Origin of the sequence: Streptomyces olivochromogenes, assembly GCF_021538895.1 — a bacterium.
In the GTDB taxonomy this organism is placed as follows: domain Bacteria; phylum Actinomycetota; class Actinomycetes; order Streptomycetales; family Streptomycetaceae; genus Streptomyces; species Streptomyces olivochromogenes_A.
Genome location: NZ_JADDRL010000030.1, coordinates 42,470 through 62,503 on the forward strand (window position 1 = coordinate 42,470; position 20,034 = coordinate 62,503).

Consider the following 20,034-nt stretch of genomic DNA (forward strand, 5'->3'; position numbering starts at 1 on the left):
CCCAGGTCAGGCGGACATCTGGTCATGTGTCAGGTGGCGCAACACTTCAGCAACACCGCTTTCCCTACCAGATAGGTATGGTCCGAAGCATGTCAGCCACCGACCGCGTCCGAGACCACGCCGGCCAGGGCGCGACCACCGTCGCCGCCCACCGCGCGCGGCGGCGGCTGCGTGCGGACCGGGCACGCCAGCTCGCCGACCTGCTCCGCCACCAGCTCCTGGCCGGGGGGTTCCCCGACGGCGCGCTTCCTCACGAGACGACCCTCGCCACGGACTACAGCGCCTCCCGCAACACCGTTCGCCAGGCCCTCGACCTTCTGCGCGCCGAGGGCCTGGTGGAACGCCTCCCCGGCGTCGGCACGGTCGTCGTGGCCCAGAAGTACCCCCACGGACTCGACCGCCTGATGGGCCTCGCGGAAACCCTGCGCGAACACGGCCGTGTCACCAACGAGGTGCGCACCGTGGGCCCCGTCCCCGCCCCGGCCCCGGTGGCCGACCGCCTGCGCCTCCCACCCGGCACCGACGTCCTCTACATCGAACGTCTGCGCCGGCTGAACGGCCTTCCCCTGTCCCTCGACCTCACCTACGTTCCCCTGGACCTCGGCACCGCCCTGCTCGGCGAGGACCTGGAGAACACCGACATCTTCCGGCTCCTGGAGTCCCTCACGGGCCGGCGCCTCGGTCACGCCGAGATCAGCCTCGAGGCGGTCAACGCGGACGCCCACTCCGCCGCCGTACTGCAGGCACCGCGCGGTGCGGCCGTCCTGATGCTGGAACGCCTCACGTACCTCGCCGACGGGCGGCCCGTCGACCTGGAGTTCATCCGCTTCCGCGGCGACCGTATCTCGATGAGCGGTCTGCTGCACCGGTCCCTGTAAACACCCCTCTCACGCACATTCCCGGAGACAGCCATGCCCTTGGCGCCCCAGCGGGCCGACGTGCCCGTGACCATCGACGAGTCGAAGTGCATCGACGGCTGCACGCTCTGCGTGGACATGTGCCCGCTGGACTCCCTCGCCATCGACGACAGCACCGGCAAGGCGTACATGCACGTCGACGAGTGCTGGTACTGCGGCCCGTGCGCGGCCCGCTGTCCCACCGGAGCCGTCACGGTCAACATGCCCTACCTGCTCCGGTGAAAGGCCACACCCCTATGAAACGCACAGCAGTCGCCACAGCCGCCGCCCTGCTCCTCGCGCCGCTCACTGCCTGCGGCGGCAACGCCGCGGCCGGAGGTGCCGGCTCCACCGTCACGGTCACCGTCGGCTACCAGTCCAAGACCATCAACACCGTCACCGCGGGAACGCTCCTGCGCTCCCTCGGCTACTTCGAGAAGGAGCTGAACTCCCTCGGCGACGGCCGCACGTACAAGGTCGACTGGCAGGACTACGCCACCGGCGCCCCCATCACCGCGCAGATGACCGCCGGGAAGATCGACATCGGCTCGATGGGCGACTTCCCCCTGCTCATCAACGCCGCCCGCGGCAAGCAGCTGAACCGCCCCACCCGCCTGGTCTCCGTCACCGGCTACAACCTCCGCGGCGGCCTCAACACCATCGTCACGGCCCCCGACTCCAAGCTCACCTCCCTGAAGGACCTGAAGGGCAAGAAGGTCTCCACGAGCGTCGGCTCCGCCGCAGACGGCACACTCGTACGAGCCCTGCAACGCAGCGGCATCGATCCGAACGACGGCGTCGAGAAGCTCAACCAGCAGCCCGCCGTCGGCGCGTCGGCCCTGGCGGCGGGCAGCACGGACGCACTCTCGCAGTTCGTCGCCTGGCCCGGTCTGCTCGCCTACCAGGGCAAGGCGAAGGCCCTGTACGACGGCGCCCAGCTGAACCTGCCCACCTTTCACGGCGTCACCGCCCGCGAAGACTTCGCGAAGAAGAGCCCTGCCGTGCTGAAGGCCTTCCTGAAGGCCCAGGCAGAGGCGACCGACTACCTCAACGCCCATCCCGTGACCGCCGCCGAGAACGTCGCGAAGGCCACCGGCCTGCCCGCCGAGGTCGTCTACCTCTACAACGGCGCCCACGGCATCTCCACCTTCGACCCGGCCGTCAAGCCGCAGCTCGTCTCCGCGCTCAAGCAGGACGTGTCGGTCCTGAAGGCGGCAAAGCTGACCGGTGATGTGGACGTGGACGCCTTCGTCGACGACCAGTACGTGAAGAAGGCTCTCGGGGCGTCGTACGCCAAGCAGCTCGCCGCTACTCCCCCGGCTGCCGCGAGCGAGGCATGGCCGGAGGGCGCCGAGGAGACCAAGGCCTTCAAGTCCCCTGCGGAGCTCCTGAGGTACGTGGTCGCCCACCGCGACGGCATCCGCGCCGCCTACGTCCCCGACGCCACTACCGGCACCGTGTGGTTCGCGGACAAGGCGGTGTGGGTGGCCGACGGAGACCAGTTCCTGCCGTTCGTCGCCCCGGCGACGGCGCAGGCGTACGTCTCCGCGCACGGCGGCTCCCGCGTCATCACCTACGCCGACGCGCTGGAGCGTGCCGCATGAGCCGGTCCGCGCCGCGAGCGGGCCGGTACCGTCGACCGTTCCCGCCGATCGGCCGGTATGCGCTGCGGGTCGCCGCCCTCGCGGCCGCCCTCGGCCTCTGGCAGCTCCTGACCGGCCTGGACGTCGACCTGTGGCTGCGCTTCTCGCAGTTCCCCACGGTCACCGACGTCGCCCACGCCTTCGCCGACCGCCTCTTGGGGGCGGACTACTGGACGGACCTCACCGACAGCCTCACCCGCATCCTCACCGGCTTCCTGCTGGCTGCGGTGGTGGGCGTAGCGGTGGGCGTGCTCGTGGCCCGTTCCCGGCTCGCCGAGGACCTGCTGGGCCCGCTGCTGGAAGTGGTCCGCCCGATCCCGGCGATCGCCCTGGTCCCCGTCGCGATCCTCCTCTTCCCCTCCAACGAACAGGGCATCGTCTTCATCACCTTCACCGCCGCCTTCTTCCCGATCCTGGTCTCCACCCGGCACGCCGTCCGCGCGCTGACCCCCGTGTGGGAGGAGGCCGTGCTCACGATGGGCGGCGGCCAGTGGCGGATTCTCGGCTCGGTCGTCCTTCCGGGCGCACTGCCCGGCATCTTCGGCGGCCTGTCGGTCGGCCTCGGTGTCTCGTGGATCTGTGTGATCTCCGCCGAGATGATCTCCGGCCAGTACGGTGTCGGCTACCGCACCTGGCAGGACTACACGATCGTCAACTACCCCGGCGTCTTCGTCGGAATGGTCACGATCGGCGTCCTGGGCTGGCTCACCTCCACCGCGGTGGAACTCCTGGGCCGACGCCTGACCCGGTGGCTGCCGCGTACGTCGTACGTCCCCGGAGCCCGGCCGGCGGCACCGCGCGCGCCCGTGCCCGCCCGGCAGGCCCCCACCGCCGCGCACACCGACCAGCCCTCCGACACCGAGGAGGCACGAGATGAGCACCTCGTCTGACACCAAGCCCGACCTCCGTACGGTGGACAACGCTCCGTCCCCCGTACGCGGCACCCGGCTCACCCTCCACGCCGCCACGCTCGGCCGCCCCGACGCCTCCGTCCTGGAGGGCGTCGACCTGGACATCACGCCGGGCGAGATCCTCACCGTCGTCGGTCGGTCCGGCTGCGGCAAGTCGACCCTGCTGCGCACCCTGGCGGGCCTGCTGCCCCCGCTCGCCGGAAAGATCAGCCAGGACGGGCAGTCCCTGGCCGGCCCCACCGCCGAACGCGCCCTGGTCTTCCAGGAGGACGCCCTCCTCCCCTGGCGCACCCTGCGCGCCAACGTGGAACTCCCGCTGGCCATACGCGGGTTGTCGCGCCCGAACCGCCGCACTCAGGCGGAGGCGTGGCTGGCCCGGGTCGGACTCGCCGAGCAGGCCCGGCAGTTGCCGCACCGTGTTTCCGGCGGCCAGCGTCAGCGCGCCCAGTTGGCCCGCGCCCTCGCGGGAGCGCCCCACGCCGTCCTCATGGACGAGCCGTTCGGCGCGCTCGACGCCCAGACCCGCGCCGGCATGCAGGATCTGCTGGTCGAGGTGCTGCACGGCACGGGCGCGACCGTCGTCTTCGTCACCCACGACGTGGACGAGGCCCTGTTCCTCGGCGACCGCGTGGCCCTGCTCGGCGCAGGCCGCCTCATCTCCGTACGAGAAGTGCCGCGCCCACGCGAGCGCGCCGCCCATGACAATCCGGCGCGCATCGCCCTGCGGCGCGAAGTCCTCACGTCACTCGGATCTTGAAAGGCACCCCGGTGGACACCCCCCTGCAGATCCCGGCCCTCACCGGCGCCGATGAGATGAGCTGCGACGTCCTCGTCGTCGGCGGCGGCACCGCCGGCACCATGGCCGCGCTCACCGCAGCCGAGCACGGCGCGAGCGTGCTCCTTCTGGAGAAGGCCCACGTACGTCACTCCGGCGCACTCGCCATGGGCATGGACGGCGTCAACAACGCGGTCATCCCCGGCCGTGCCGAGCCCGACGACTACGTCGCCGAGATCACCCGTGCCAACGACGGCATCGTCGACCAGTCCACCGTCCGCCAGACCGCCACGCGCGGCTTCGCCATGGTGCGGCGCCTGGAGTCGTACGGCGTGAAGTTCGAGAAGGACGAACACGGCGACTACGCGGTCCGCCAGGTCCACCGCTCCGGCTCCTACGTGCTGCCGATGCCGGAGGGCAAGGACGTCAAGAAGGTCCTGTACCGGCAGCTGCGGCGGCGTGAGATGCGGGAGCGGATCCGGATCGAGAACCGGGTGATGCCGGTGCGCGTGCTGACGACGGAGGGACGGGCCGTCGGAGCGGTGGGCTTTCACACCCGCACGGGCGCCTTCGTCACCATCCGCGCGGGCGCCGTGATCCTGGCGACCGGCGCCTGCGGCCGCCTCGGACTGCCCGCCTCCGGCTACCTCTACGGCACCTACGAGAACCCCACCAACGCGGGCGACGGCTACGCCATGGCCTACCACGCGGGCGCCGAACTCACCGGCATCGAGTGCTTCCAGATCAACCCACTGATCAAGGACTACAACGGCCCCGCCTGCGCCTACGTCGCCAACCCCTTCGGCGGCTACCAGGTCAACCGGCACGGCGAACGCTTCGTCGACTCCGACTACTGGTCGGGGCAGATGATGGCCGAGTTCGCGGCGGAGGTGGCCAGCGACCGCGGCCCGGTGTACCTGAAGCTGAGCCACCTCCCGGAGGAGTCGATCTCCGCGCTGGAGTCGATCCTGCACTCCACCGAGCGCCCGACCCGCGGCTCCTTCCACTCCGGCCGCGGGCACGACTACCGCACCCACGACGTCGAGATGCACATCTCCGAAATCGGCTTGTGCGGCGGCCACTCCGCCTCGGGCGTACGGGTCGACGACCACGCCCGCACGACCGTCCCCCGGTTGTACGCGGCCGGGGACCTTGCCTGCGTACCACACAACTACATGATCGGCGCGTTCGTCTTCGGTGACCTCGCGGGCGCGGACGCCGCCCAGTACGAGGCGTACGAAGGGGAGTTGCCCGCCGAACAGCTCCGCGAGGCGCACGAGCTGATCTACCGCCCGCTGCGCAACCCGGACGGCCCGCCTCAGACCCAGGTCGAGTACAAACTGCGCCGCTTCGTCAACGACTACGTCGCCCCGCCGAAATCCGGCGCCCGTCTCTCCCTCGCCCTGGAGGCCTTCGAGCGGATGCACACCGACATCGCCGCGATGGGCGCCCGCACACCGCACGAACTCATGCGCTGCGCCGAGGTCACCTTCATCCGCGACTGCGCGGAGATGGCCGCACGCGCATCGCTGGCCCGCACGGAGTCTCGCTGGGGCCTCTACCACGACCGCATCGACCACCCACGGCGCGACGACACGTCCTGGTTCCACCACCTCGACCTGTACAAGTCCCCCTCCGGCGCAATGCAGTTCACGGCCCGTCCCGTCGCTCCCTACCTGGTCCCGGTCGACGGCTTCACCCCGACCGGCGGCCCCTCCCGGCACCTCGGCGAGATCCACCCGGAACATGTGGCGACGGCAGGGGCCAGGGAAGCGGCGCCGGTGGCGCCGCGGCAGGAACTCACCATGGCCGACACAGCCGCCCGGCCCCGTGCCGAAGCGGACGCGCCGGCCACACCTCGCCTGCTCGAACTCCTCTCTCTCGCGGAGGACAACCCTGATCTCTCCGTGCTCGCCGGCTACTTGACGGACCCCGAGCCCAGCGTGCGCCGGACGGCCGTCACGGTCCTGACGGAGAGCGTGCCGCCGGGCACCGGACCGGCACTGGCCGCGGCGCTCACCGACACCGACGCCGGCGTCCGCGCCGCCGCGGTCGCCTCACTGCGCGAACTGGTCGAGACGCTGGTCCCGGAGCCGGCCCTGCGCGACGGCCTCGCCGCCGCCCTGTCCGAGGCCGACCCCGCCGTCCGTGCCGCCACACTGGACGTGCTGCGTGCCCTACGGCTTGGTGACGCCGAGCTGTTCGCGCACTCCCTGTCGGACTCCGACACCGCCGTACGCATCGCGGCCGTGCGTGCGCTCGTGTCGGTCGACGCCACCGCAGAGCTGGCCCGCGCGGCGGCCGTCGATCCGTCCCGCGAGGTCCGCGTCACGATCGCCAAGGCCCTGGCCACCCTGGGCACAGGCTCGGACATGGCCTGCTCGGCCCTCGCCGCGCTCGTCGACGATCCCGACGCCCTGGTGCGCGGGGCCGCCTACGAGGCTCTGGGCACGACGGGCTGCCCAGCCGCCCTGGCCACACGCGCCGAGGCCGCCCTGTCAGACCTGGCCTGGCAGGTACGGGCCGGCGCCGCCACCGCTCTGTCCGTCGCAGACTCCGACCTGGCCGTGCCGGCCCTCGCCAAGGCCCTCACCGACCTGAACGCCGACGTCCGCAAGGCAGCCGTCCTGGCCCTGACCCGGCACCGTGACATCGAGGACGCCCGAGCCGCCCTGGCCACCGCGACGACGGACCGGGACGCGGACGTCAGGGCCTATGCGGCGCGGGCACTGTGACCGCGACCTACCGTGCGGCCAGGAAGCGTCCCGTATTCCGCCGGACGTGCCGGGCCACGCTCCTGTCGAGCGTGATCGCCGACTCATCGGCCGACCGGTGTGGACACCGCAATAGACCCCGGCGTCCACGTGCTCGTCCGAGAGCTGCTTGCAGGTGGTGTAGGTCTCGGTCACGCCGGGCGCGGTGGGGCTGGTCAGGTCGAACGGGGCGGTGCGCGGCCCGACCGGCGCCGACAACTCGACCACATCGATGCGGCAGCCCGCGAACCCGATGACGCGACGGACCGTCTGCTCCGGCTGCAACACCAGCTTGTTGAACTGGTCAATCTCCTCGATCCGCACCACATCCGCTGCCCTGCGGCGAACCGCACCCGTTTCCCCGACCGAGGAACCGAAGGAACTCTCTCCGAACTCAGTCCTTATCAGCCGGGCCGGATCGACCCGGCGCAACCGTCTCCTCCCGAGTAGGGTGGCGGCGAACCGACCGCACTTTCGAGCCTGCCTGTCGAAGACACCGTGGGCTCCTGGTGAAGGTCCTTGAGTCGCGCTGAACTCACGGCCGTCGTGCCGGTAAGAACCGTGTCACTCGCCGCGAACGACGGACCTAATCCGATTGGTGATCAGCCGCCACCGCCGCCGCCCTCGCCAGTAGGCGAGGTTGTTCCTGGTGCCGAGGGTGTCGGGGTGGTCGGGCCCCAGTACGCGTTCCAGATCCGCGACCAGCTCCTCAAAGGCCGTGGCGGCCCCAGCCGCATCCCCCGCCTCCCTACGCCAGTAGGCGAGGTTGCCCCGCGTGGAAAGGGCGGCGGGGTGGTCGGGCCCCAGTACACGTTCCAGATCCGCGACCAGCTCCTGAAAAGCCGTGGCAGCCCCAGCCGCATCCCCCGCCTCTCCCCGCCAGTAGGCGAGGTTGCCCCGCGTGGAGAGGGCATCGGGGTGGTCGGGCCCCAGTACGCGCTCCAGATCCGCAAGCAGTTCCTCAAAAGCCGTGGCGGCTCCAGCCGCATCCCCCGCCGCCCCCTGCCAGCAGCCGAGGTTGCCCCGCGTTGCGAGGGTGTCGGGGTGGTCGGGCCCCAGCACCCTCACCCGGTCCGCGAGCAATTCCTCAAAGGCCGTGGCCGCTCCTGCCGCATCCCCCGCCTCCCCCCGCAAGAAGGCGAGGTTGCCCCGAGTGATCAGGGTTTGGGGGTGGTCGGGCCCCAGCACCCGCACCCGGTCCGCGAGCAGCTCCTCAAAGGCCGTGGCGGCCCCAGCCGCATCCCCCGCCGCTCCCTGCCAGGAGCCGAGGTGACACCGGGTGGTGAGGGCGTCGGGGTGGTCGGGACTGAGGTGGTACTGCACGGCGCTGGCCACGTGCTGGATGTGTTGCAGGGCGGCCGCGACCTGGCCGGCCTCACCGAGGCTCAGACCGGTGCGGATGAGGACGGGGTGGACATCAGGCTGGTAGAGGGCGCCCTCGGCGTGGAGGGTGAGCGCCTCGGTGCTGGCGCGCAGAGCTTGGGCAAGGGCGGTATCGCGTTCGACTTCGGGCCAGGCGGCGATCAGGGCGTCGGCAGCCGTCCGGGCGAGCTGGTCGTGCTGGCCTGCGGGGAGGGGGTCGTGGATGGCACGTTGGAGGAGCTGGTGCACGCGGACGGTGTGGTGTGGGCTGTCGGGTGTGTGGTCGATCAGGCTGAGGCGGTGCAGCGCACGCAGCGCCTGTGCGGCGTCTGGGGCCGTGATCTCTCCAGAATCTGTCTGTTCTGGGACAGCATTGCGGTGCTGGGCGAGGTGGCCCAACGCTGGCCGACTGGTCAGGACCGCGGCGGGGATGCCGTTGGGGTCGAGCATCGAGGCGAGCTGCAGCATGGGGCGGGCAAGCCCCGCTGGCGGAAGGTGGTCTGCGCACTCGATGGACAGGGACCATGCTGCGGCGACGGTGGTCGCCTGGTCATCGGGCAGCCCGGAAGGGTCGGGCAGCGCGTCGGAGAGGGTGCGCGCACGGTCGGAGAGCCGGCGCCGGTAGGTGGCACAGTCCAGGTCGACGTCGGTGAGGTAGGCAACGGCCTGGGACAGTGCCAGCGGCAGGTGGCCGAGGTCGTCGGCAAGCCCGAGGAGGTGGTCGGCGGGCTCGTGGCGGTCGTGCGCGGCCAGGGCGGTGGTGAGGTAGGCGGCTGCCTCGTCTGTGGTGAACAGGCCCATCGTCACCAGTCGTCGGCAGCGTCCGGTCAGGGCTGCATCGCGGCGGCGGGTGGTGACCAAGGTGCGGCCGTGGGGGCTGGCGGGGGGCCATAGGTTGCGCAGGTCGGCGGGGTCGGCGAGGTCGTCAAGCACGACCAGCCAGCGGCGCTTGGTGGCGGGCTTGGGCTCCAACCAGGCCAGGAACGCGCGTGCGGCGGGCTCCGGGCCAGCGGGGTCCGCGCCGAGAATCTCGGCTGCGGCTTGGGCGTAGCCGGTGACGACCGCGTCACGGTTGGCTGCGGTGACCCATACCAGCAGGTCCAGTTGCCCGGTCTGCCACAGGGTGCGGGCGTGGTGGGCGGCGAGCTGGGTCTTGCCGACTCCGCCGAGGCCGGCCAATACCTGGCAGGGCACTTCGGTCCCGTCCCTGCCTACCCCGTAACTCAGCTCTCGGGCGGTGGCACGGTCCTGGAAGCAGTCGGCTTCTCGGGGCAGGACGCCGACCTGGTGCGGCCAGGTCACCGGGGGACGCGGTGCGGCGTGAAACTCGACCTTGCCAGCCCGACCGACTGCGAGACTGTGATCGCTGGCGGTGATACTCCCTGGTGCACGAAGGAAGCCAGGTGCCGGGTTGGAGAGCGGGCTGGGGCTTGCCGGTCCGCTCAGTCCTTGGGCGGATCCGGCGTCGGAGGGGGGCCGATGTGCGCGCCCCCGTGAATGACCCCGGCTGCGATGGAGCCGTCCTCCGCATGGACGTCCATGTTGCCGCCAGCGGCCACCCCGCCCGGCCCGGCCGCCACTCGGACGTCACCGACGTGCTGGGCCAGCAGGGCACGCAGCTGGTCGGCTGCCGGGCCGCGCTCCCCCTCGCCCAAGTTCTCCAGCATCGCCTCAATACGGGCCTGCCAGAATTCCTCCTGGCTGTCTCGCGCCCGCTCCGCCTGGACCGGGTCGGTGGTCTGCAACGCGGTCGCGGTCTGATCCAGCCGCTCCAGCTCCGCCCGCTCACGCTCAGCGTCACCCCGCCCAAACCAGCGCGCAATCGCCTGCCGAAACCCGGCCCACGCATCAGTCCCCGCAGCCTGCACCACCGCACCACCGCCAGCCACAGCCAGGGCCGCCAGCGTCTCCACCAGCATCTCCGGCCTCCTCACCTGGACGGCCTCTCTTAAAACCCTAACGCCGAATGGGATGCCCTGCAGGGGCGTATCGGACGGTCGCCTCGGAGTACCTTCGTCACGCGATGCGCGAGCGCGCGAGGTAGCCGAGCGCAAGTACCGGGGTACTTCCCAAACTCGTGGACAAAACCGGGCAGGTCGATTTCCGTGACGGTGGTGTCGGGGGCAATGCGCAAGGCGCGCATGGTCCTCCTGTCTCGACAGGGGGTGCGCAGAGCACACATTGCTGTGCGCACCGGCTGCGCAATGGGTCATGGCTGCACAGTGCTCGATTGACCTGCGGTTTCTCTCAAGTGCGCAGTGGCAAGCGGGGCGCGAGTCCTCACTGCTGATACTGCGGGTGGTGGCGGATCAGTGCCTGCCGACGCCGCTTGAAGTCGACGGGCTGCTCGGTAATGCAGTTGGTCGTGAGGGGCTTGTTGTGCTGCGCAGTGATCCCGTGGGCTGCGCATTTCTGCGCAATGGCGTCGAGCGATGGGGTTTGTTGCGCACCCACTGCTCCGTCCAGAGGTTGTAGACACGGAACGGCAAGAGGTAGCGGCACAGGGGCGCTCACCACCCTCGACCCCACCCGCGCTCTCGGCCTCGGCCCGGTTTCGCGCCGAGCAGGCCACCACCGCCTGGAAGAAACGCTACGCCCGACGGGCCGACGTCGAGGGCACTTTCGCCCAGGCCTCCCGCCAGTGCAACATCCACCACACTCGCTACCGCGGCCAGGCTCGCACCCACGTTGGGCACGCCCTGACCGCCATGGCCCTCAACATCGTCCGCGTCGCCGCCTGGCTCAACGAGGCCCGGTTCCAAGAAAGTTGGATCTCCCGCCTCACACGCTTCAAAGCATCACTCTCCGTGACCGGCCCGTGAATTCACCAGCAGAGTCACCCGGGGATCAACCTCAGTCCTGACCGAGCAGACACGACGCGTGGGCCGACGCCCGCCGCTGCGCGGGCCGCGACCTGTCGGCCAACCCGCATGGCTTCAGAATGGGATGACCGATTGACCGAGTGCCGTCGATCCGGATCGGAGACGGACCAGCTACGGATCGGGCGAGCCGCGGGTTACGACGGAGCTCCGTCACGGGGGTGAAGGAGCATGTAGGTGTTCTCCAACTCGTCCTGTACGACATGGGCCTCGCCCGAGACCGTTCGCACGACAAGGTTTTCTTCCAGGGTACGGACCCGGTACTCCCAGCCTTGTGGAAGCCGAAGACGTTGGCCGAGTGTGGCCAAAGAGTCCAGCGTCTGGCTGTCATCCACGGTGTGGGAGTACGCCTGCAAAATGTAGGTGCGGTCGCCCGGGGCGACCAGTGCGTACACCGGCTTCTTGCGGGACAGGACGTATTCGGTGTCGCGTTTCACGGTGGTATCGACGTAGAACTTCTTGGCCGCTGCCCCGGTGAGGTCGATCTCCGGGGGGATGCGGACCTCGGCCACGCAGCGGGCCTCAAGACTGTCGAACGTCGCGATGTCCCCCCACTCGAACGCCGTGACCTCGTCAATCGTCCAGAAGCGAGGTCCGTTCAGGAACACCATCGACACCTGGAGCTGCTCTGCCAGCGCGCGGGGGTCGAGCGCGTTCCACAGCTGCAGCGGACAGTCGTTGAGACCAAAGGTGTTGTAAACGGACGCCTTGATATGACCGTCCTCGCACGGCGAGATGAGAAGGATCTCACCGTAACGAGCGTTCCGCAGACCGCTCAGGTGCCGCGCCGCTTTCGTGGTGTGGGACATGGCTCCTCTTTCTGACAGCCGCTCTCCGCGCCAGCGCCCGGACCGCCCGTCGGCAGCGGCCCGCCGATGAACGGGCCCGGGGCGTGCCGCGGGCCCGTCCACTCCTACAAGCGCAGCACACGCGCCATGAAGTCGCATGCCGTCCCGGGTACCCGCAGGTCCACGGCGGACGAGACGCACGCCGCGACGTACTGTGTCGCTCACCGAGGCGGGCTCGTTGCGCTTGCGACACGACGTGTGCATGTGTCAGTGGCCACGGTGAGGTCAGGCGTCGCTCCACGCGTGGGCGGCACCGGCCGCGCCATTCGACCCACCGCGGATCGTCCAGGACGGCATCCAGGTCCGTGATGCCCGCGACCTCGAGGTTTTCACGCCCACCCTGGGGCACGTCATCCGCCCGCGGCGTCCTCGGCCTCCCAGCGCAGCAGGTCGCCCGGCTGGCACTTGAGTACCTCGCAGAGGGCGGCGAGCGTAGCGAAGCGCACCGCCTTGGCGCGGCCGTTCTTGAGTACCGCCAGGTTGGCGGGCGTGATCCCTACGCGCTCGGCGAGCTCACCCACGGACATCTTCCGCCTGGCCAGCATCACGTCGATGTCGACGGCGATCGGCATTAGATCACCTCGTCCAACTCGGCCTGCATCTGCGCCGCTTCGACGTCGCGTGCGACGGCCTGGGCAAGCAGCATCCGGAGCACGAGCACGATGAGTGCGACCCCCAGGATGGCCACGCCGATCCCGGCCATGATGACGGTGACGCCCGGGTCGTCCCGCTGGCCCGGCGCATTGATGGCCGTGACCGCGAACCACACGAGGGCAGCCGCCACGATCGCGCCGATCATCCCGTCCACGTACCGGAAAGCGGCGTGGGAGAACACGGTTCCGCGTCGCACCATCGTCACCAGCCGCCATACGCAGACCAGGGCGAACTGGGCGGACACCATGCCCAGGATCGTCATCACGCGCAGCGGGGTCAGCGGGAGCGACCCGTCCTCCGGGTCGGTGGCCAATGCCCACACCATCCCTGCCTGTACGAACACGGTGCCGACGAGCACCACCACGAGCACGGCACGCAGCGCACGCACTGTCAGCTTTCCCATGACCCACCCTTCCAACGAGTTGCGATGGAAATCTATCGACTTTCGATAGGCAGAGCAAGAGTCGGGACGGAGGGTGGGGGCGGTTTCACACTGTGGCGGAACGCCGTCGCCCCCTCCCGTGGCATGGCGTTCACGCGAACCTTCTTGATCCTGTAGAAGTCGGCCTCGCTCGAGCACAAATCGGACGCCACTCAACGACGCCGAAGCCCTGGCTGTTCGGTGGCCCCGCAAAACACGGTGGCGGCACTCGGCATGATCTTCACGTAGAAGGTGGAGAGCAACGTGTAGAGGGCCCTGACCGTGGTCGCCGGCAAGGATTCGATCCTATGATCAAGGGAAGCAACCGCCACACCAAGGACAGTGCGTTCTGCGCCATCAAACCTCCCTGCACCGAAGCGCGTTCCGCACCTGACGCTCGACTCACCCGACCCCGTGTCCTTCTCAGGGCGGCCCGGATGCTCATGTACGGCTAGCCGATCCAGCCCACCGTGCTTGCCGAACAGCCGAACAGCCGAACAGCCGAACACTAGGAGAACCATGATCCGTTGGTCTGCCGCCCTGACAAGGGCCGGAATCACTGATCCGCGTCTGCGGGAGACCTACGATGCCCAGCGAAGGCCAGTGCGCAGATTCGCGCTGCATGAGTACGTCGCCGTGCGCCTGCTGCTGCCGGCGCGCCTTCACCCGCCCGTCATCGCTGCGGTGGCGTACATGCATGCGACCGACGAACTGATCGATGCGGGCGACGTGACCGCCCGTCAGGCGGCGCTGCGTGCCTGGGACGCCGAGACCACAAAAGCACTGGCGAGCAGCGGGCCACCTGCCCAAGACGCCCTCTTGGCTCTGTGGGACACCACGCGCCGTCACCCCCACATGGGTGCACGGGTGCGCGCCTTCCTTGACGGCGCTCCGGTCGAAGCTGCTTGGACCGGTTTCGACACGGAGGACGACTTCCAGGCCTACGTGGACAGCTACTCACTGCCCGGCCTGATGCTGACCGCCTCGCTACTCGCGCCCGATCCGACCGCCGGAGCGGACGAGCCGTTCGTTCGCGGGTGCCGGGCCCTGATCGAAGGGTGGCAGCGATGCGACTTCCTGGCCGACCTGCCCGAAGATGCCGCGAGCGGCCGAATCGGCATCCCGGCAGATGAACTGGCTCGGTACGGCTTGAAGTTTGACGACCTGCGCGCCCGCTCGGAGGCGTGCGCGCCCGCGCTGGAGAAACTGGTCCGTGCACAGGCCGATCTCGCCGAGGCGGCTCTCGCGGGGTGCCGGACGCTTCCTTCACTCGTTGCGGCCGAGCATCAGCCGTTCCTTGATGCCCTCATTGCTGTCCAGGAGCTTCAGCTTCACGCGGTAAGACACGCGGGGGGATCACTGCTTCGCCACGGGACGGGGCCGTCAGGGCCGGCTTCCCTGCGGGTCCTCGCCCGGCAGTACCGTCGCGCACGCATCCAACAGCGTCGCGCGCAGTAGTAGCTGGGATGCCGAGTACCGGCCACCTACCGCACCGAGCAGAAGGGCGACTCGGAACGGCTAGAGGTCTTTAACGGTGCAGGTTACTTCGGGGCGTGACGGATGCCGTGGGCGGCGCTGTGCCGGGAGGATGAGTGGTCAGTCTTGCCGGCGGAAGTCCATCATGTAGAAGAGCTTGTCGTAGCGGTGTTCGCCGACGGCGACGAAGTCGGCGAGACGACCGTATTCAGTGAAGCCCAGCGACCGGTAGAGGTGCAGGGCACTGGTGTTGTCACCACGGGCGTCCAGGGTGAGGACCTCGACACCCGACGCCCGGGCGTCAGCGATCAAGGCGTCTGCCAGCGCCCGACCGACGCCACGCCCCTGGGCAGCAGCATCTACCGCGATCTTCTCAAGATCGGCGTGTGGCCGATGGGTCGGTCGGGCGTAGCGCAGCCAGTACCCCAACCCCACAAGCCGACGGTCGAGGTAAGCGGCACGCAGGGCCGCATCCCCAACCTGCACCGCAGAGATGACGAGGCCGAGGTGTTCCGCCACCTCGTCCCGCGAGGGTGGTTCGACCCAGCCCAGCGCAGCACCTCCCCTGACCAGCTCCGCCAGGATCTGGTGGGCCGACTCGGCAAACCGGGCTTCCAGCTCCGAATCGGACGTCAACTCCTTGGCGTCGAGGATGGCGGGCTCAGTAGTCGCAGTGCTGGTCATTGCCGGATTCATGACCGGCAGCCTAGGTCTGTGATTGCAGATCTGGCCAGGTCGGGAGGCTGTCCGATCAGCCAGGTTGGCAGTCCAGCGGGTGATGGTGCTGCCGGCGCTCGTCAGCAGGGCACCGGCTTTCGGTGATCTCGCACCGGGTGCAGGCCGATCAGGACCATGGTCAATCGAAGAAGTTGCGGTTCTGGCGCACGAAGTCTGCAAAACCGATGGCTGCATGGCCCGTGAGGTCTGCCACGGTTGAAGTGACAGTCTCGGCACCGCCGTCGCGGTACGCGCGGGCAACTCCGATCAGGGCATCGACGTGGAACTCCGGCATCCCGCGACTCAGCATTGCCGCGCGCGCTTCGTCGTCCGGCAGGCCCACATAGCGCACCGACTTGCCGAGGACGTCGGACAGCACTTCGGCGGCTTCAGCGTAGGTCAGCGCCTTCGGCCCGGTGAGGTCATAGACGCAGCCGTCGTGGCCATCCGTGGTGAGAACCCTCGCCGCGACACAGGCGATATCGCCGATGTCGATGAAGCTTATGGGTGCAGTGATCAATGGGAAGCTGAACTCCCCGACCTCGCGGATGGACCGCTGACGCAGGAAGTTCTGCAGGTAGAAGTTGGGACGCAAGATCGTCCAGGGCAAACCGGACGTAACCAGCGAGTGTTCGACAGGCTGATGTAGCCGGGCGATCGGTGAGAGTCCCTCGTCGGCCCTCCAGACCGACAGCTTGACCACCCAGACACCCACCGCACGGGCGGCTTCCAGCAGGTTGAGTTCGTGCGTCGTTTGGGCGGGGCTCGTTGCGCCGAGAAGGAATACGGCCTCGATGCCATCGAGCGCAGGACCGATCGTGTCCGGCATGGCCAGGTCGAGCGTCACTGCATGACCGCCTGCCTTGATCACCTGAGCCGTGGTGTTCGGATCACGGTAAGCCGCCCGCGCGGCCACGCCGTCGGCATGAAGACGAGTGAGGAGAGCCGTTCCGACATTTCCGCTCGCGCCAGTCACCAGAATCATCGTCACATCCTCCCAGGCGATAACAGCGGACATGCCAAGAACCGGAACGCACCATCCTGGGACCGTTCCTTTCGTTGGGCGGCGAGCACATCGGAATGGCGGGCGTGGGCGTTGCTCCAGCGCAGGTAGCCATGCAGGGCCCGGGTCTGCACAGGGTGGCTGTGGTGGCGGGAGTTGGCCAGGGTGAACTGCCGCAGCGGGCCGAATTGGGCCTCGATCGGGTTGGCCCAGGAGGCGTAGGTCGGAGTGAAGCACACCTCGACTTGCTCTTCTGGGCCCGCCGGCGGATGTCGGCGCCGGTGTAGCCAGAGAGGTTGTCCAGGATGACATAGATGGGGCCCGTAGGGTCGGGCCGCGCGGATCGACTTCAGCGCGGCCAGGGCGTTGGCGGTGCCATTGCGGCGGCGGCTGACCCCCAACAGCCGGTCGTCGCCGATGGAATAGCAGCCACGGAGGGCCTGCGACGGTGGCGGCTCAGGCCCTGGCGGTGGTTGTGCCGGTTATCCGGTTCCAGATGGTGAAGCGGTGCTGCATCTCGGCGCGGTATTCGGGTGCGCTGAGCAAGTGACGGCGGGGCCGGAAGTGCGGTGAGATGCAGCTGAACGCCGACAGGAATCGCTGAGTCCGGGCCGGTGGACCGTAAGCCTTTTCATCGCGCGTTCGCGCCAGCGGGTGGGATGGTGCGCGTTCTCGGCCCGGTTGTTCAGAGGCCCTTGTGGGAAGGGTGCTCGACCGAGGACATCAAGTGGCGGTGTCCTGATCGACGGCCCGCCACAGACAGTGCCCCGCACCCCGTTGAACTTGACGAACACTGCGTCGAAGTGCCATTCGTCGCCAGCCCGCGGCCGACGGCGGCGCAGCACCGCGGCGACCGCCACCCCGGCGCCCTCCACCACAGGACCCTCCCGGAGATCAACAAACCCGACGATCGTTCCTCACTCGACACCCGCCACTCAAATTGACAGTGCCGCAACCGGCCGCGTCGAGAGCACCTCGGCGATCACCGTCAGGCCGAAGCCGACGCGACAGGCGAGGTCGACCGGCACATCACGGCCGACGCCACCATCGTGCGGGCACATCAGCACACGCCTGGCGCCCACGCCGAACACCGCCGGCTCCCGCCTCAAAGGGGGACGTACCGACGGAACACCGAGGCGAAGCGGCGTGGCAGAACCTCCACGGCAGGCCGACGGAAGTGGTACGGAAGGCGAGGGCCTGGGCCGCTCGCGGGGCGTGCGGGCTCACCACGCAGCGCCACCTCAGTGCGGACGGCCACTACCGCCCACTGCCCCTGACGACCGTCGGACAGCGGGCGGACTGCACGCAGTTCGGGCCCGTTATGGACAAGATCTCGACGGACGCCCATGCGTACCCCGCCCCCGATGACGCGCCCGCCCGTTTCCCCCGGTTCCGCGCGACGGACCTGCCCTCCGGCCGCGTAGAGCAGACGACGGATTCATCCACGGAGGGGACTGCACAGTGACATCGCGTGCACTCAAGGGGGCATCGAGGGGTGCCAGGGGTACGGCGATCGCGGTGACGGCGATGGCCGTGCTGACCGCGTCGCAAGCGCCGAGGGTGGTTTCGGCCGAGGCCGCGGAGCCCGCGCGGAGGGCGGCACCCGCCGAGCACGACCTCAGCGTCTCCGGCGACACTCCATACCGCACTGGTCTTCCCCCGCTGCGGGCGCGGAAGAAGGGCTCGGCACAGGGCGTGACAGGCGGCGGTGCCCTGCCCGCGAGCGTGTTCGCGGCGTACCGGCGTGCCGAGGGGGAGCTGGCGCGCAGCGCGCCCCGCTGCCGGTTGCACTGGCAGCTGCTGGCCGCGATCGGTCAGGTGGAGTCCGGGCAGGCACGGGGCGGCTGGGTGACCCCGGACGGTACGACCGTGAAGCCCATCCTCGGCCCGCGGCTGACCGGCGGCGCCTTCGCCGTCGTGGCGGACACCGACGACGGCGCGTACGACGAGGACACGGTGTACGACCGCGCGGTCGGTCCTATGCAGTTCATCCCGTCCACCTGGGCCCGCTGGGGAGCGGACGGCAACGGCGACGGACGGACGGACCCGAACAACGTCTACGACGCGGCGCTCGCCGCCGGCCGCTACCTGTGCGCGGGCGGCCGGGACCTGTCGAACCCCGCCGACCTGAACCGGGCGGTCTTGGGCTACAACCACTCGGACGCCTATCTGCGCACCGTCACAGCGTGGTACGCGTACTACCTGACCGGACATCGCGTGGTGCCGGACGCGTCCGACGGATCCCGGTCGGACCGGACGAAGACGCCGAAGCCCTCGTCGCCGAAGCCGTCGGACGACCGGAAGACGGGGCCTGATCCTTCGCGCACGCCGTCGACGTCGCCCACCTCCCCCTCCCCCAGCCCGACCCCCAAGGCCGGCGTCCCGAAGGAGTCCGGGACGCCGCGGGTTCCCCTCCCCGAGCCGACCCTCACGCTGCCCAGCGGCGGTGTGCTGCCCGACGCTGGGCCGCTGACCACCGGCAACGGCTGGAACACGATGCGCGTCACCCCCTCCACAACTGCCACTACTCGGCGGTAATGTCGCCACCCGCCGGAAGCACAGGACCGGCGGGTGAGTGCGAAGGGGCCCTCATGGCGACGGACATGCCTGCGGACACAGCGGCCGGGGACGAGCGTTGGCAGCGCGTCTGGAGCCATCGCGAACACCTGCTCAAGGTGGCTCGGCGGCGATCCATGAGCCAGGAGGACGCCGAGGACGCCGTTCACGAGGCGATGCTGCGGGCCGCGGAGCGCCCGGACCTCGACGACGAGCGGCTCGGCGCCTGGCTGACGACGGTGACGATGCGGCTGTGCGTCGACCGGCACCGACAGGTCAACCGCGAGGCCGAGGTGGGCAGCCGCCCTAGACTCGTCGCACCGGGCCCGGTACCCGTCGAGGAGGCGGTGTGCGACCGGGCAGAGGCGAAGTGGCTCGCCGTGCGCAGCGGTGAGCTGCCCGCCCGGCAGGCGGAGGCGCTCCGGCTGAGGTCCGAGGACCTGGACGTGAGCCAGGTCGCGGTACGGATGGGGCTCAGCTACCGGACCGTCGAGTCGCTGCTAGCCCGGGCACGGCGGACACTGCGCGCCTCGCTGGCCGGGACGCTCGCACTGGTGCTGTTCCTGGTCGGGCGCGGGCGGATGCGCGGGGGCACCCATGCCCAGGCGGTCGCGGTCACCTCGACGGCGGCGACCCTGGTGGTGGCGGGATTCGTGCTGCCGTACGCGCTCGACGGGGGCGGAAACGAGAACGGTCCGGCGCCACGGCCGGTGGTGTCCAGCGATGCGCAGGTCCTGCGCACCGAGGCCACGGGCCGCGGGCACGCCCCCAGGACGCCCGCCCCCTCGCGCCCGGCGCCCGGGGCCCGGGACCGGACGCCGTCACCCGCCGGGGAAACGTCCCTGCCGCTGCCTGTGCCGCCCCTGCCGGACGTGTCCGCGTCCCCGCTCCCGGAGCTGTCGGCACCGCAGGTCCCGCAGGTGCCCGAGGTGCCGAAGGTGCCGGGCCTGCCGACCGCCGTGCCGGACCTGCCGACGAAGTCGGCCGCCTCGTCGGTTCCGTCGCTTCCCCCGGCCTCGGCCGTACCGACCGCTCCGCTCTCCGTCCCCGCCCCGAAGTCGCCTTCGCGCATGCCGTCGCCGAAGCTGCCGTAGCACCCCGTACACACGTCCGTAAAAAATTCTTCGTCCGCCGCGACGG

Annotated in this window: 20 protein-coding genes and 2 pseudogenes; 11 read left to right on the top strand and 11 right to left on the bottom strand. The window is 69.8% G+C overall.

Features of this window, described 5'->3' with window-relative positions; all coding sequences use genetic code 11:
* Positions 1-89 precede the first annotated feature (89 nt).
* The 7 genes from IPZ69_RS17410 to IPZ69_RS17440 all read left to right on the top strand — a co-directional run bounded on the left by IPZ69_RS17410 (position 90) and on the right by IPZ69_RS17440 (position 7,428).
* Positions 90-878: a GntR family transcriptional regulator gene (locus IPZ69_RS17410; RefSeq protein WP_235455044.1), complete on the top strand. Its 789-nt coding sequence runs from the start codon at positions 90-92 to the stop codon at positions 876-878.
* Positions 879-911: 33 nt separating this feature from the next.
* Positions 912-1,139 (top strand): 4Fe-4S dicluster domain-containing protein, encoded by a 228-nt coding sequence (locus tag IPZ69_RS17415; RefSeq protein ID WP_030180763.1) that lies wholly within the window; start codon positions 912-914, stop codon positions 1,137-1,139.
* A gap of 14 nt (positions 1,140-1,153) precedes the next feature.
* On the top strand, positions 1,154-2,500 hold the full coding sequence (locus IPZ69_RS17420; protein ID WP_235455045.1) for an ABC transporter substrate-binding protein: 1,347 nt from the start codon (positions 1,154-1,156) through the stop codon (positions 2,498-2,500).
* Positions 2,497-3,429: an ABC transporter permease gene (locus tag IPZ69_RS17425; protein WP_235455046.1), complete on the top strand. Its 933-nt coding sequence runs from the start codon at positions 2,497-2,499 to the stop codon at positions 3,427-3,429. The genes IPZ69_RS17420 and IPZ69_RS17425 overlap by 4 nt, the downstream gene beginning before the upstream one ends.
* Positions 3,413-4,207: an ABC transporter ATP-binding protein gene (locus IPZ69_RS17430; protein WP_235455047.1), complete on the top strand. Its 795-nt coding sequence runs from the start codon at positions 3,413-3,415 to the stop codon at positions 4,205-4,207. Before IPZ69_RS17425 ends, IPZ69_RS17430 begins: the two co-directional genes overlap by 17 nt.
* Before the next feature lie 56 nt (positions 4,208-4,263).
* The gene (locus IPZ69_RS17435) at positions 4,264-6,960 is read left to right on the top strand and encodes a fumarate reductase/succinate dehydrogenase flavoprotein subunit (RefSeq protein ID WP_235455083.1); all 2,697 of its coding nucleotides are present in this window, start codon (positions 4,264-4,266) and stop codon (positions 6,958-6,960) included.
* A 99-nt stretch (positions 6,961-7,059) separates the two neighbouring features.
* Positions 7,060-7,428 carry a hypothetical protein gene (locus tag IPZ69_RS17440; RefSeq protein WP_235455048.1) on the top strand — a complete coding sequence of 123 codons (369 nt, stop codon included), beginning with the start codon at positions 7,060-7,062 and terminating at the stop codon, positions 7,426-7,428.
* A gap of 114 nt (positions 7,429-7,542) precedes the next feature.
* Here IPZ69_RS17440 and IPZ69_RS17445 read toward each other — a convergent pair whose 3' ends face one another.
* From IPZ69_RS17445 to IPZ69_RS17455, 3 genes are all read right to left on the bottom strand, one after another.
* Positions 7,543-9,642, bottom strand: a complete 2,100-nt coding sequence (locus tag IPZ69_RS17445; protein WP_235455049.1) for a tetratricopeptide repeat protein — start codon at positions 9,640-9,642, stop codon at positions 7,543-7,545.
* Between the two features lie 140 nt (positions 9,643-9,782).
* Positions 9,783-10,259 carry a hypothetical protein gene (locus IPZ69_RS17450; protein WP_235455050.1) on the bottom strand — a complete coding sequence of 159 codons (477 nt, stop codon included), beginning with the start codon at positions 10,257-10,259 and terminating at the stop codon, positions 9,783-9,785.
* Positions 10,260-10,620: 361 nt separating this feature from the next.
* On the bottom strand, positions 10,621-10,794 hold the full coding sequence (locus tag IPZ69_RS17455; RefSeq protein ID WP_235455051.1) for a hypothetical protein: 174 nt from the start codon (positions 10,792-10,794) through the stop codon (positions 10,621-10,623).
* Between IPZ69_RS17455 and IPZ69_RS47810 the strand changes: the two genes are divergently transcribed.
* A complete protein-coding gene (locus IPZ69_RS47810; RefSeq protein ID WP_374293332.1) occupies positions 10,773-11,162 on the top strand; it encodes a transposase in 390 nt (129 codons plus the stop codon). The two genes, IPZ69_RS17455 and IPZ69_RS47810, sit on opposite strands and share 22 nt — an antisense overlap.
* 194 nt (positions 11,163-11,356) lie before the next feature.
* Here the strand turns inward: IPZ69_RS47810 and IPZ69_RS17460 are convergent, their stop codons facing one another.
* The 3 genes from IPZ69_RS17460 to IPZ69_RS17470 form a co-directional block, all read right to left on the bottom strand.
* Complete coding sequence (locus IPZ69_RS17460) at positions 11,357-12,028, bottom strand: hypothetical protein (protein WP_235455052.1); 672 nt, start codon at positions 12,026-12,028, stop codon at positions 11,357-11,359.
* Between the two features lie 389 nt (positions 12,029-12,417).
* A complete protein-coding gene (locus IPZ69_RS17465; RefSeq protein ID WP_232650045.1) occupies positions 12,418-12,639 on the bottom strand; it encodes a helix-turn-helix domain-containing protein in 222 nt (73 codons plus the stop codon).
* Entirely contained in the window at positions 12,639-13,124 is a 486-nt protein-coding gene (locus tag IPZ69_RS17470; protein ID WP_235455053.1) for a DUF2975 domain-containing protein, read from the bottom strand. The genes IPZ69_RS17465 and IPZ69_RS17470 overlap by 1 nt, the downstream gene beginning before the upstream one ends.
* A 537-nt stretch (positions 13,125-13,661) precedes the next feature.
* On the opposite strand from IPZ69_RS17470, the gene IPZ69_RS17475 reads away from it, so the two are divergent.
* A complete protein-coding gene (locus IPZ69_RS17475; protein WP_235455054.1) occupies positions 13,662-14,600 on the top strand; it encodes a squalene/phytoene synthase family protein in 939 nt (312 codons plus the stop codon).
* A 138-nt stretch (positions 14,601-14,738) separates the two neighbouring features.
* On the opposite strand, the gene IPZ69_RS17480 is transcribed toward IPZ69_RS17475, so the two are convergent.
* The 5 genes and pseudogenes from IPZ69_RS17480 to IPZ69_RS17495 form a co-directional block, all read right to left on the bottom strand.
* The gene (locus tag IPZ69_RS17480; protein WP_235455055.1) at positions 14,739-15,314 is read right to left on the bottom strand and encodes a GNAT family N-acetyltransferase; all 576 of its coding nucleotides are present in this window, start codon (positions 15,312-15,314) and stop codon (positions 14,739-14,741) included.
* Between the two features lie 160 nt (positions 15,315-15,474).
* Positions 15,475-16,353 (bottom strand): SDR family oxidoreductase, encoded by an 879-nt coding sequence (locus IPZ69_RS17485; protein ID WP_235455056.1) that lies wholly within the window; start codon positions 16,351-16,353, stop codon positions 15,475-15,477.
* Positions 16,323-16,769: pseudogene (locus tag IPZ69_RS17490) on the bottom strand (transposase); the annotation flags it as partial. The pseudogene IPZ69_RS17490 and the gene IPZ69_RS17485, both read right to left, overlap by 31 nt.
* A 25-nt stretch (positions 16,770-16,794) precedes the next feature.
* Positions 16,795-17,201 (bottom strand): annotated as a pseudogene (locus IPZ69_RS48095) (IS6 family transposase); the annotation flags it as partial.
* Between the two features lie 72 nt (positions 17,202-17,273).
* Positions 17,274-17,429 (bottom strand): hypothetical protein, encoded by a 156-nt coding sequence (locus tag IPZ69_RS17495; protein WP_235455057.1) that lies wholly within the window; start codon positions 17,427-17,429, stop codon positions 17,274-17,276.
* 436 nt (positions 17,430-17,865) lie between these two features.
* On the opposite strand from IPZ69_RS17495, the gene IPZ69_RS17500 reads away from it, so the two are divergent.
* On the top strand, positions 17,866-18,876 hold the full coding sequence (locus tag IPZ69_RS17500) for a lytic transglycosylase domain-containing protein (protein ID WP_235455058.1): 1,011 nt from the start codon (positions 17,866-17,868) through the stop codon (positions 18,874-18,876).
* 53 nt (positions 18,877-18,929) lie between these two features.
* Positions 18,930-19,988 (top strand): RNA polymerase sigma factor, encoded by a 1,059-nt coding sequence (locus IPZ69_RS17505; RefSeq protein ID WP_235455059.1) that lies wholly within the window; start codon positions 18,930-18,932, stop codon positions 19,986-19,988.
* Positions 19,989-20,034: the final 46 nt, after the last annotated feature.

Coding starts and splice junctions, on each gene's coding strand:
- IPZ69_RS17410 (WP_235455044.1), top strand. CDS start 90: ATGTCAGCCACCGACCGCGTCCGAGACCACGCCGGCCAGGGCGCGACC.
- IPZ69_RS17415 (WP_030180763.1), top strand. CDS start 912: ATGCCCTTGGCGCCCCAGCGGGCCGACGTGCCCGTGACCATCGACGAG.
- IPZ69_RS17420 (WP_235455045.1), top strand. CDS start 1,154: ATGAAACGCACAGCAGTCGCCACAGCCGCCGCCCTGCTCCTCGCGCCG.
- IPZ69_RS17425 (WP_235455046.1), top strand. CDS start 2,497: ATGAGCCGGTCCGCGCCGCGAGCGGGCCGGTACCGTCGACCGTTCCCG.
- IPZ69_RS17430 (WP_235455047.1), top strand. CDS start 3,413: ATGAGCACCTCGTCTGACACCAAGCCCGACCTCCGTACGGTGGACAAC.
- IPZ69_RS17435 (WP_235455083.1), top strand. CDS start 4,264: ATGAGCTGCGACGTCCTCGTCGTCGGCGGCGGCACCGCCGGCACCATG.
- IPZ69_RS17450 (WP_235455050.1), bottom strand. CDS start 10,259: ATGCTGGTGGAGACGCTGGCGGCCCTGGCTGTGGCTGGCGGTGGTGCG.
- IPZ69_RS47810 (WP_374293332.1), top strand. CDS start 10,773: ATGGGGTTTGTTGCGCACCCACTGCTCCGTCCAGAGGTTGTAGACACG.
- IPZ69_RS17460 (WP_235455052.1), bottom strand. CDS start 12,028: ATGTCCCACACCACGAAAGCGGCGCGGCACCTGAGCGGTCTGCGGAAC.
- IPZ69_RS17465 (WP_232650045.1), bottom strand. CDS start 12,639: ATGCCGATCGCCGTCGACATCGACGTGATGCTGGCCAGGCGGAAGATG.
- IPZ69_RS17470 (WP_235455053.1), bottom strand. CDS start 13,124: ATGGGAAAGCTGACAGTGCGTGCGCTGCGTGCCGTGCTCGTGGTGGTG.
- IPZ69_RS17475 (WP_235455054.1), top strand. CDS start 13,662: ATGATCCGTTGGTCTGCCGCCCTGACAAGGGCCGGAATCACTGATCCG.
- IPZ69_RS17480 (WP_235455055.1), bottom strand. CDS start 15,314: ATGAATCCGGCAATGACCAGCACTGCGACTACTGAGCCCGCCATCCTC.
- IPZ69_RS17485 (WP_235455056.1), bottom strand. CDS start 16,353: ATGTCCGCTGTTATCGCCTGGGAGGATGTGACGATGATTCTGGTGACT.
- IPZ69_RS17500 (WP_235455058.1), top strand. CDS start 17,866: ATGGCCGTGCTGACCGCGTCGCAAGCGCCGAGGGTGGTTTCGGCCGAG.
- IPZ69_RS17505 (WP_235455059.1), top strand. CDS start 18,930: ATGGCGACGGACATGCCTGCGGACACAGCGGCCGGGGACGAGCGTTGG.